Here is an 11,189-nt window from a genome sequence, read left to right on the forward strand (position 1 = left end):
CGCCTCGACGCCGTGGTCTGCCCTATCATCCGATCATGTGGTAATAGCGCGCATAGTTGGTCGGGCTGACGCCCCGCGTTGCCTTCAGCTCCCGATGCAGATGGGCCTGATCGGAAAATCCCGATGAGGCCGCCGTCATCGCCGGCGAGATGTGTTGCAGCAACAGCTCCTCGGCCGCATGCAGGCGCAATTGTTTGCGGAAGAACACCGCCGTCACGCCAAAATTGCGGCGAAAGGCGCGGGCGAAGCCCTGTCCGGTCATCGCCATGCGCGCCGCCGTCTTCTCGATCGAGCATGGCTCGAACGCGAAAGTCTGCATCCAATGCATCGCGCGCGATCGCCATGCCACGGATGATCGCGCACCCGCGACGAAGCGTGCATCGTTGCGGAGGATCATGGAGGCGACCGACGAGATCGCGGTTTCGTCCGCGTGCGCGAAGGCCTGGGTCAGTCTGTCGGCAAGCTCTCCGCCGTCGATTACATGCGGCGCCCGCCAGCAGCCGTTCCATCGATCGTCGCCGCCGGGCAACCATCTGCGCATCCATGGGCCATCGAGATACACGCCCTTGTAGAGCGTTCCCTCACCGCAGCGGGCGGCGTGCACATGGAACGGCGGGATGATCGAGATCTGCCCGGCCCCGGCGGAAAATTGTAGTCCTTCGCACTCGAAATCACAGACGCCGCGCAGAGTGACGCTGATGAAGAACTCGGTATGGAAATGCGGAGCGAAGCCATGCGCCCGCCCCGGCCAATCGAGTAGCTTCATCATCGACGAGAGTATCGCCGCAACATGCGATTCTCCTCCAGCCCAACTCCGGCGCGCAACGCGCGGCTCACCGCCATCGCGATGACTGCAAGAAAGGGACCGCGTCCGTATCGGCACGCCACCCGCCCCCGCAGCGCCTCGCTTCGAGCGATGCTCGGCGATCGGTTCAATAATTTCAATACGAACAGGCTTCCTTGTGACCAAAATTCAACACTTGGCTGCGAGAGGAATTCGCATGTATCAATCGATTGGGCCCGACCAACAGTTTGCGCACGACAAACCGCCGATTATCGGCAAGGTCGCCACGTTGTGCGACGAGCCGGCAGGCCTCACTTGCAGCGTCGACGCAGCCCGGCGGGCACGCATCGCGAACGAAGTGATCTTCTGCGAGTCGTTTGAGATTGCCGCGGAGAAGGTAAAACAGGAGGATATCGACGCCCTACTGGTGCCCGCGGCCTATCCCGGCCTCAATCGCTTCATCATGGACTCGTCGCTACAGGTCTTTCACTCCTTCGTTCAAAAGATACCGCCATTGGTTTACGCCATGCGTGCAGACGCAAGCGGCGAAGCGCACCGATCGGCTCCGACACGTTTGTATCATCATGTCGCCGTCACGCCCCTGATCGCCGAGATCGAGGTGATCGCGCCGGCCACGCGGTTCGTCCCGGTAAGTTCGAACAGCGAGGCCTGCAAAAAATTGCTGGCCGACGATGGCGACGGCGCTGCTTGCATTACCAATGAAATCTGCTCGTTGCATTACGGGCTGCACGTCGTCCAGGTGCTACGGCAGGGCATCGCGATGCCGTGGATCCTGTTCCGGCAGAGCCGCGGGAGCGTCGCGTGACGACAACCGGCTCCGGTCTCTCCAGCTATGTCGGGCTGGTGCTGGGCATCGTCGTCGTCGGAGCCGATGCGTTGGCATTGTCGCCGCTACTGATCGACATCGCCGCGTCGTTTCACACGCCGGTCGAGACGGCAGGGCTGCTCGTTGCGGCTTATGGGCTGGCACTGGCGACGACGGCTCCTCTGGTTGCGCTGAAATTCCAAGACCGCCCGCGGCGGACACTGATGCTCGCCGGCCTGACGCTGCTGGCGCTGGCCGCTGCCTGCTGTGCCTTCGCTACGTGGTTCGGCGTGCTGCTGGTCGGCCGCACGCTCTGCGGCGTGGCAGCCGGGCTGTTTATCCCGGCGTGTTACGCATGGGTCGGCGACAATGTCCCCTACGAGGTCCGCGGCCGCGTCATGGGCCGCGTGATGGCCGGCTGGTCGATCGCGCTGATCTGCGGCATTCCGGCTGGGGCGTGGATCGCCGAGGCTTTTAGCTGGCGCGCGACGTTTCTGGCCGTGTCGTTCCTGGCTGCGGCCGCGGCGGTGTTCGTGCTGCGCATGTCCGAGCAGCGCCCGAGCGAGCAGGGTCAGGTCTCGATCAGCGGCCTGCTGCGCATCACTCTCAGCGCCGACGTCGTCAAACTGCTGAGCATCAATTTCCTGGATATGCTGTCTTTTTACGGGTGCTACACGTTTCTGGGCACCGCCGTGCGCCGCGAACTGGGCGTGGGCAGCGGCGTGTTCGGCGGCCTGGTGCTGTTTTATGGCCTGGGTCTGCTGTGCAGCAGCCTCAACGCGGCGGTGCTCGATAAGGTCGGCAAGGCCGCCGCCTTACGGGCCGCTCTGATGCTGCTCGCGCCGCTTTTTCTGGTGATGCCGTGGGGTCTTTCCAGCACGCTGTCGGTTGCGGTGCTGATGACCCTCTGGGGCCTGCTGCAGGGCGCGATCCAGACCAGTTCCGCGACCTTGATGACCCAGCGGGCCGCGACCGGCCGCGGCATCGGCCTGGCCTTGATGAGTTCGACCACCTACCTGGCGGTGGCGATCGGCTCCAGCCTCGGCGGACGGCTGATGACGGCTTACGACTTTGGCGCGCTGGCCGTGATGGCGTTCGCCGCGCTGCTGCTGGCCAGCCTGATCGCGTTGACGATCGCGGACAGTGCCGTCGGCAGCACCGTCCGGCCAGGCGGCCGGCCCGCCGACTGAAGCTTGCTCGTTCAACGTCCGATGCGATCGACGCCATACCCGGCTTTTCTGCCCGCGCGGCCGCGACGCGGCTTGACGTCGCCGCGCACAGCCCGCATGGCTTGCCGCGTCAGTCGGCCGGACGGCCGCTCCGGCAAGCGCCGAAAGGCCGCCGGGGAGGAAAGTCCGGGCTCCATCGACATACGGTGCCGGATAACGTCCGGCGGGGGCGACCCCAGGGAAAGTGCCACAGAGAACGAACCGCTTCCTCTTTCTTCTCCCTCCCCCGCTTGCGGGGGAGGGTCGGGGTGGAGGCAAGTAAGGGTGAAAAGGTGCGGTAAGAGCGCACCGCGTCGCCGGCAACGGAGACGGCATGGTAAACCCCACCGGGAGCAAAACCGAATAGGGATGGCATCGCGGATAGTTCGCTCTTCGGAGCGATAACTCCGCAGGGTGATGTCAAACCCGCCGTCCGGGTAGGTTGCTCGAGGCGCTGTGCAAACAGCGTCCCAGAGGAATGGCCGTCGCGTATCACGTCCGCAAGGAGGTGGTGCCCTCCAGAACCCGGCTTACAGGCCGGCTGATACCTATCAATGAAGGGCTCGGCGGGAACGCCGGGCCCTTCGCCATTTGGCGACCGCCGCTTCCGCGTCATTACGAGCGAAGCGAAGCAATCCAGAAGCTCAGTGCGCTGGGCTGGATTGCTTCGTCGCTCCGCTCCTCGCAATGACGAACAGCGTACTCATTGCCAATGATAGTAAAGGACCAGCAACGCGGCGGCATTCATTGAAATACCCTCAATGCCCCCCGCCGCCGGCCGCCGCCGGGTTCGCCGGCTTTGCCACCAGCACCACCATCGTGCTCAGGCCGATGTAGAAGATCGTCAGCAGGAAGAACGCGTCGCCGAAGCTCATCGTGACGGCCTGGCGGTGGACGATCTGATTGAACTGCTTCAGCGCCATCAGCGAGGCGTCGCCCATGCCCTGGAAGCGCTGGGTCAGCATGTTGAGGAAGTCGACCGCTTGGGCGTTGCCCCAGTTCACCTTGTCGTGCAGGCGCGAGATGTGGAAGTCGGTGCGGCCGTCGAGGATGGTGTTGATCAGCGCGAGGCCGAGCGCGCCGCCGAGGTTGCGGGTCAGGTTGAACAGGCCGGAGGCGTTCTTGACGCGCTCGGGCGGCAGCGTGCCGAGCGCGATGTTGTTGACCGGCACCATCGCCATCATCATGCCGACGCCGCGGAAGATCTGCGGCCACAGCAATTCATAAAAGTCGTAGTCGCGTGTGATCCAGGTCATTTGCCAGGTGCCGCCGGCGAACAGCAGCAGACCGATGGCGATCAGGATGCGCATGTCGACCAGCGTCATCAGCCGGCCGACCAGCGGCGCCGACAGGAACATCGCGATGCCGGAGACGAACATCGTCTCGCCGATCATCAGCGCGCTGTAGCCGCGCACTTCGGCGAGGTAGCGCGGATAGATGTAGGTCAGACCGTACAGGCCGATGCCGACGCAGAACGAGAACAGGCAGCCGAACGCGAAGTTGCGGTTGGTGAAGGCGCGGATGTCGACGATCGGCTCGCGCGCGGTCAGCACCCGCCAGAAGAACGCCACGCCGCAGACCACGCAAATGATGGCGAAGATAAAGATCGACTCGTCGTTGAACCAGTCGTTGCGCGGCCCCTCTTCCAGCACGTATTCGAGCGAGCCGAGGAAGCCGGCCATGAAGCCGAGCCCCCACCAATCGAAGTGATCGAGCAGCTCGTAATGCGGCTCGTCGAAATCGACCAAGAACCAGACGCCGATGGTGATGCCGATGCCGGGGACGACGTTGATGAAGAACAGCCAGTGCCACGACATCAGGTCGGTGATGTAGCCGCCGACCGTCGGGCCGATGGTCGGCGCCAGCGTCGCGACGAGACCGATGATCGGGCCGACCAAATTGAATTTGCTCCGCGGAAACACCGTATAGGCCGAGGCGAACACGGTCGGGATCATGCCGGCCCCAAGGAAGCCCTGGATCGCGCGCCACACGATCATCTCGGTGATCGACGAGGTGAAGCCGCACATCAGGCTGGCGAAGGTGAAGCCGGCCGCCGAGATGGCGAACAGGTTGCGGGTACCGAGCGCGCGCGATAGGAAGCCCGACAGCGGGATCGCGATCACTTCGGCGATCAGATACGCGGTCTGCACCCAAGAGACTTCGGACGACGACGCCGACAGGCCGGCCTGGATTTCGGAGAGCGATGCCGAGACGATCTGGATGTCCAGGATCGACATGAACATCCCGAACACCATGATCAGGAACGCGATCAGCCGACTCGCCGGCACGTGCTCCGACGGCTCCTGCGGCACTGCTTCGGCAGTTGTGGTTGTCGATGCCGACATCGGCGATTCCCTAGAGCCTCATGCTCCCACCTCCGTCATGGCCGGGCTTGTCCCGGCCATCCACGCCTTTCTCGAGGCTTCCCCAGCAAGGCGTGGATGCCCGGCACAAGGCCGGGCATGACGAGCAACTCATTCTTTGCTCAGACGTCGACGCGTCGCCGGCAGGAAGCCTGCCGCCGCAGCAATATGCTTACTTCCCCGTCCGCGTATCGACCTTGACGTAGACCGACATGCCGGCGCGCAGCAGGCCTTCGCGGGCGACGTCGGCGGGGACGCGGATGCGGACCGGGACGCGCTGCACGATCTTGGTGAAGTTGCCGGTGGCGTTGTCGGGCGGCAGCAGCGTGAACACCTGCCCGGCTGCCGGCGCGAGGCTTTCCACCGTGCCTTCGATCTTGCGGCCCGAATAGGCGTCGACCGAGAGGTCGACGGTTTGTCCGGGCTTCAGCCGCGCGAGCTGGGTTTCCTTGAAATTGGCGTCGACATAGACGCCACTGAGCGGGACGATGTTGGCGAGCCGCTGGCCGGCGTTGATGTAGTCGCCGGTGTTGACCATCCGGTTGGAAAACACGCCGTCGACGGGAGCGCGCACATTGGTGAATTCGAGATCGCGCTCGGCCTTCGCCAGCGCGCTCTGCAGCTCTGCGAGCTGGGCACGAGCCTCGGCCTGTTGCGCCTTGGTAACTTCGACATTGTCGCGCGCCGCGTCATAGGCGGCCTTGGCAGCGGCGACCGAAGCGACGCCCTGATCGCGGCTGGCCTGCGAGGTCTCGAACACGGCGCGGGAGGCGAAGCCCTTTGTGCTCAGCGACTGCTGGCGATCGAAATCCAGCGTCGCCCGCCTGGCGGCGGCTTCGGCGGAATCGCGCTGCGCCTGCGCCTGCTCGACCGCGCTCTGCTGCGCGGTGACCTGACGGCCGATCCGTTCGATCGTCGCCTGCTGGGTGGCGATCTTGGCACGTGCGCTGTCGACCGCGATCTTGTAGTCGCCGTCGTCGATCTTGAACACGACATCGCCGGCCTTCACCCGCGTGTTGTCGCCCGGCAGGATCGCGGCGATGTGGCCGGCGACGCGGGCGCCGAGCGTGGTGTTGTTGGCGCGGACGTACGCATCGTCGGTCGAGACCATGAAGCGGCCGACCAGCATGTATTCGGTGCCGAAGTAAGCGACCGCGGCCAGAACCGCGAGGCCGACGCCGAGCAGCACCATCCGCTTGCGCTTCGGCTTTTTCACCACCTGCGCCGGACGCCCGGCGGTGGCAACCGGCTCGGCTTCGCTGTCCGGCTGCGGCGGCTCGGCAAGCTTCAGCGTAGTGTCGTCATGCACGGATTTTCGGGCCTCGCCCGGCGCAGCGGCGGGCGGTTCGGCAGCCGGGACGACGTCGTCCGACTCAGGCTCTGACCTGATCACGCGGGCAGCAGCTTGGTCGCGTCCGGACATGGGGGCTTCTCCCTGACTGGCTCACACGTGAGCACCTGCCGGGATCTTGGTCCTGACAGTCAATCTCGATTATATTGACCGAACGGTTCGGTCAAGCTAGCGTACTGCGCAAAGCCTAGCAGCACTGCCAAAGCATTGTGCTTAAGGGCAGCGAGGCTGATCACTTTTTCGGGACACGCTGAACCAATGGTTGCACCTGCTGTCCACCATTCCGGCCCGGACGACGACAGTGCCAAGCGCCGTCAGATCGTCAAAGGCGCCCGCACGGTGTTTCTCGAGCACGGCTTCGACGGCGCCAGCATGGGCGAGATCGCGCGCGCGGCGGGTGTGTCGAAGGGCACGCTCTACGTCTATTTCGCCGACAAGACGTCACTGTTCTGCGAGATCATGGAACAGGAAAGCCTGTCGCAGGGCGTGTCGGCGTTCGAGTTCGTGCCGACCCTCGACGTCGAAGCCTCGCTGAAAGTGTTCGGCGCCGCCTACATCAAACTGCTGTGCGACCCGCGCGGCGCCTCGGCGATCCGGACCGTGATGGCGATCGCCGAACGCATGCCGGAGGTAGGCCATCACTACTACGAGCGCGTGATCGCCAATTCGCTCGGCAAGTTCACGCGCTATCTGGAGCAGCAGGTGCAGGCCGGCACGCTCCAGATCGACGACTGCCATCTCGCCGCGGCGCAATTCACCAAGCTGTGCCAGGCGACGCTGTTTCTGCCGTTCATCTTCCAGATGACCGGGGCGCCCTCCCCCGAGCGCATCGCCGAGGTGGTGGACAGCGCCACGCGGATGTTTCTGGCCACTTACCGGGCCAAGCCGGGGATCAACTGATCATTGCCGACTGAGCTTCATCCGCCGGACTAATCGTCTTCCGCCTCGTCGCGGCTAACCGCCTTGCGCGCGGTCGGACGGCCGATCGAACCGGTCGGGCCGTTCCAGCCGGTCGACGCATAGGGATTGCGCTGCTGCAGCCGCGCCGCGATCACTTCGCCCGGCACGGCGGCCGGCTTGCAGATGCTGCGGGCGCTGCGCCGGCGCATCAGGTCGACGTGGATGTGATCGTAGTGATAGACGTTCGAGCCCGGCGCCAGCACGGTGGTGAACATTCCGCAGGCCGAGTTCTGCACGTCGTGCAGGAACGCCTGCTCTTCCGGCAAGCCCTTCCAGCCGCCCTTCACGGTGACGCGCCGGCCATCCGCGAGCACGAAGGCCGCGATGTCGAGCGCATTGCCGAACGCGTGCTCGGAGATGTGCGCGTTGGGATTGCCGTTCATGCCGCGACACGAATAGGCCGAGATCTGCTTGATCTCGACGACCCGAACTCCGAACCAGCGCATCGCCGATGGCTGTACGGATTCCGCGAGCCAGCGATCCAGCGCCGAAACAATCGGGCACGCCAGCGTCGCCGCCGGCTTCACCGCCACCGGGCCGACCGAGCCGGTGATATTGCCCTGCGACGGGCCGAGCCGCGGCAGCGGTCGCTGCTCTTCGGGATAGCGCGGCGCTCCGCTCGGTCCACGTGAATAGCCCGTGACGTTTTCGGCCGGCGGACGCTCGTCGGCTTCCGGCGGCAGATCGATATCCTGCGCGGCCGGCCCGGTCCCGGGCGCATTCAGCGACACCGGTCCACCGCGTCCATTGTCATAGCTTGCGTTCGCCCCATAGCCGCCCTGGGCCGTGCCGTAGGACGGCTGTTGCGCGGGCTGCGCCGGATAGTTGCGCGACTGTGCGCCATAGGCCGGCTGGGTGCCCGGCCAACGCGGCTGGCTCGCGCCGCCGACTGCAGCCGGCGGCCGCAGATCGTTGGCGAAACCCATCGCGCTGTTTTCGCCAAGCGCGGCGACCTTGAGGGGGAATTCGGCGCCGCATACGCCCGGCCCCGAGATCGGATCGATCCGGACCAGTTCGGGCGTCTCCTTGACGGCCCCCGATTTCATGCATGCGACCTCGGCCTCGGTTCGCCACGGTTCGCGTTCGGCGGTCTGAAACAGACCGCGTCCACAACCAGCAAGCGACACAAGGACGAAGGAGCCGACGAGATACAAACGAACTCCGCGCGTCATGCGCGCACAGTCGCTCAATCTGATTAATGAGAATTGAATGGTATCAATTTAACGCTGCTTAACCATGACGCCGCGAGAGCGGAACTCTCGCGGCGCTGATACGCGTAATCAGGCCGCGCGGACTTCGCGCAAAAAGGCCTGCACCTGAGTGTTGAGGGCCTCGCCGGTCTGCGACAGCTCGGTCGCGGCGTCCACCACCTGGCCCGCCGCGACGCCGGTCTCGCGCGCCGCATCGTTGACGTGCGCGATGTTGCTCGACACCTCGGTGGTCGATCGCGCGGCTTCGGCAACGTTGTGGGCGATCTCGCGCGTCGCGGTGCCCTGTTCGCGCACCGCGCTGGCAATCGCCGTGGCGATCTCATTGACGCGGCTGATGGTCGTGGTGATGCCTTCGATGGCCGTCACCGAGCTCTGCGTGGCGAGCTGGATCGCGCCGACCTGCGAGGAGATCTCCTCGGTCGCCTTCGAGGTCTGCTCGGCCAGCGCCTTGACCTCGGCAGCGACCACCGCGAAGCCGCGCCCCGCTTCGCCGGCGCGCGCCGCCTCGATCGTCGCGTTGAGCGCCAGCAGATTGGTCTGCGCCGCGATGTCGCTGATCAGCGTCACCACCTCGCCGATCTTCTGCGCAGCCTCGGCGAGACCCTTCACCTCTTGGTTGGTGCGCCCAGCCTGCCCCGCCGCTTCGCCCGCGACCTGCGCCGACTGATCGACGTGCTTGCCGATCTCCGCGATCGAGGCGTCGAGCTCCTCGACGGCGGCCGCGACGGCCTGCGCATTCGAGGTGGCTTCCGACGACGCGGCCGTTGCAGCATTGATCAGCCGCTGGGACTCCGTCGCGGTGCCCGCCATCGAATCCGCCGTGCCGCGCAGTTCGGTCGCCGCCGAGCCGACCAGATCGACCACGCTGCCGACGCTCGACTCGAACCGCGCCGCGAGTTCGAGCATCGCCTGGCGGCGCTCACTCTCGTTGGCGACGCGCTGCTCGTCCTGCGCGGCGCGCAGCCGCTCGGTTTCGATCAGGCTTTCCTTGAACACTTCGACCGTGCGCGCCATCGAGCCGACCTCATCGCGACGGTTGCAGCCGGGCACGTCGACGGCGTGACGCCCCTGGCTGATCTCGCGCATCGCGCCCTCCAGCGCCTGGATCGGCTTGGCCATGCCACGGCCGAGCCACACGGCGATCGCGGCCGCGGCCAGCGCAGCGCCGAGCGTCGCGAGCGCCAGCCATTGCATCGCGCTGTCCTTCAACGCCTCATAGGCGCTGGCGTCACGCACGATCTGCAACACCGCGACCGGCGCGCCGGAATAGTTCTTGATCTGACCGAACGAGACGCCGGTCGCCTTGCCGCCGTCCTCGCCCTTGCGGATCACCAGTTCGCCGGTCATCGCCCGGCGCACCGCGTCGGCATCCGGCACCAGGCCGATGATCGACGACGCGATGACATTGGTCTTGTCGGCGGTCGGCTGCAGGATCGCGACATCGACGCCGAACCGCGATTTCATCCGCTCGACGAAATTAGCGCCGAACGGCGAGCCGATATCCATCGTGCCGATCAGCCCCTTGCCGTCGACGATCGGCGCGGTGCCGAACACGGTGAGATTGTCGCGGCCGGGCTCGATGCCGCCCTCTGACTTGGCCTTCGACAGCGCTTCGAGGACCATCTTGCGGCGGCCTGAGATATCGTCGCCGAACGCATCCGGCTTGTGGACGCGGGCGAAGGTGGTCGACGGCGGAAGCTGGATAGTGATCAGATCGAGCCCGCGCGACGCCAGCTTGCCGTGCGCCTCCTTCAGCAGCGCGATCGTCGCGTCACGGTTACCCGCGCGAACCGCATCCTTGACCACCTGCATCGCCGCCATGGTCTCGCTGAGCGCCAGGACCGTGCGGGATTCGGCCTCGATTGCCCCGGTCAGATTGGCGTAATCGGCCCTCAGTTCGCGCTCCAGCGCGACATCGATGGTCGCCTGTTGGCGCCAGAAACTGAAACCAGCGAGCGTCGCGCACGAGCCGATGGCAACCAGCATGATCGCCACGATCATGCGTGCCGAAATGGATTTCAGCATAAATAAACTCTCCCTGGTCCGGCCCGGCCGTTCTCGGCTTCGCCAAACAGATGTATCTGGGAGAAATGTGTAATTTCAGTCGGACAACATTGTATTAACGTAGAAATCTGCCTGATGTATTCCAGAACTCCAACATATACTCGCCCGGTAAGGTTGATCAGTTAGGTTAAGCCTGCAATTTCGTTGACCCCCGCCGCCTGGATGGTCATCTGGCGGCATGATCAAGGACGACGACTACGTACTCGACTCCTCGGGCAACAGGGTGCTGATCGGCCTCACTTCAGAAGAGACGGCCGAGTTCTTCCGGCTGGACGAGATCATCAGCAAAAGCGGGCCACCACCCTCGACCGACGAGGAATGGTACAGGCCCGAGGACCGGCGCTGGCTCGAGCTCTACGAGAAACACGAATCCGCCCGTCGTCCATTTCTCAAAAGCAGCAAGACGATGCATTGAGGCGACG

Annotated in this window: 9 protein-coding genes and 1 other RNA gene; 5 read left to right on the plus strand and 5 right to left on the minus strand. The window is 65.0% G+C overall.

Features of this window, described 5'->3' with window-relative positions; genetic code table 11:
- Positions 1-25 precede the first annotated feature (25 nt).
- Positions 26-970, minus strand: a complete 945-nt coding sequence (locus LPW26_RS03535) for an AraC family transcriptional regulator (protein ID WP_238732904.1) — start codon at positions 968-970, stop codon at positions 26-28.
- 31 nt (positions 971-1,001) lie between these two features.
- Here LPW26_RS03535 and LPW26_RS03540 point away from each other — a divergent pair, with 31 nt between their 5' ends.
- From LPW26_RS03540 to rnpB, 3 genes are all read left to right on the plus strand, one after another.
- A complete protein-coding gene (locus LPW26_RS03540; protein ID WP_238732905.1) occupies positions 1,002-1,610 on the plus strand; it encodes a type 2 periplasmic-binding domain-containing protein in 609 nt (202 codons plus the stop codon).
- A gap of 38 nt (positions 1,611-1,648) precedes the next feature.
- A complete protein-coding gene (locus LPW26_RS03545; RefSeq protein WP_238732906.1) occupies positions 1,649-2,800 on the plus strand; it encodes an MFS transporter in 1,152 nt (383 codons plus the stop codon).
- Between the two features lie 109 nt (positions 2,801-2,909).
- An RNA gene (gene rnpB, locus LPW26_RS03550) (RNase P RNA component class A) lies at positions 2,910-3,367 on the plus strand.
- A gap of 209 nt (positions 3,368-3,576) precedes the next feature.
- Here the strand turns inward: rnpB and LPW26_RS03555 are convergent.
- Together LPW26_RS03555 and LPW26_RS03560 are read right to left on the minus strand one after the other, a co-directional pair.
- Positions 3,577-5,163 carry a DHA2 family efflux MFS transporter permease subunit gene (locus LPW26_RS03555; RefSeq protein ID WP_238732907.1) on the minus strand — a complete coding sequence of 529 codons (1,587 nt, stop codon included), beginning with the start codon at positions 5,161-5,163 and terminating at the stop codon, positions 3,577-3,579.
- A 190-nt stretch (positions 5,164-5,353) separates the two neighbouring features.
- Positions 5,354-6,604 (minus strand): HlyD family secretion protein, encoded by a 1,251-nt coding sequence (locus LPW26_RS03560; RefSeq protein WP_238732908.1) that lies wholly within the window; start codon positions 6,602-6,604, stop codon positions 5,354-5,356.
- 186 nt (positions 6,605-6,790) lie between these two features.
- Here LPW26_RS03560 and LPW26_RS03565 point away from each other — a divergent pair, with 186 nt between their 5' ends.
- On the plus strand, positions 6,791-7,432 hold the full coding sequence (locus LPW26_RS03565; protein ID WP_238732909.1) for a TetR/AcrR family transcriptional regulator: 642 nt from the start codon (positions 6,791-6,793) through the stop codon (positions 7,430-7,432).
- A 29-nt stretch (positions 7,433-7,461) separates the two neighbouring features.
- Here LPW26_RS03565 and LPW26_RS03570 read toward each other — a convergent pair whose 3' ends face one another.
- Both LPW26_RS03570 and LPW26_RS03575 read right to left on the minus strand, forming a co-directional pair.
- Positions 7,462-8,664: an extensin-like domain-containing protein gene (locus LPW26_RS03570; protein WP_238732910.1), complete on the minus strand. Its 1,203-nt coding sequence runs from the start codon at positions 8,662-8,664 to the stop codon at positions 7,462-7,464.
- 108 nt (positions 8,665-8,772) lie between these two features.
- A complete protein-coding gene (locus LPW26_RS03575; RefSeq protein WP_238732911.1) occupies positions 8,773-10,728 on the minus strand; it encodes a methyl-accepting chemotaxis protein in 1,956 nt (651 codons plus the stop codon).
- 217 nt (positions 10,729-10,945) lie between these two features.
- Between LPW26_RS03575 and LPW26_RS03580 the strand changes: the two genes are divergently transcribed.
- Complete coding sequence (locus LPW26_RS03580; RefSeq protein WP_238732912.1) at positions 10,946-11,182, plus strand: hypothetical protein; 237 nt, start codon at positions 10,946-10,948, stop codon at positions 11,180-11,182.
- Positions 11,183-11,189 lie beyond the last annotated feature (7 nt).

Origin of the sequence: Rhodopseudomonas infernalis (assembly GCF_022271405.1) — a bacterium.
Classification (GTDB): domain Bacteria; phylum Pseudomonadota; class Alphaproteobacteria; order Rhizobiales; family Xanthobacteraceae; genus Rhodopseudomonas; species Rhodopseudomonas infernalis.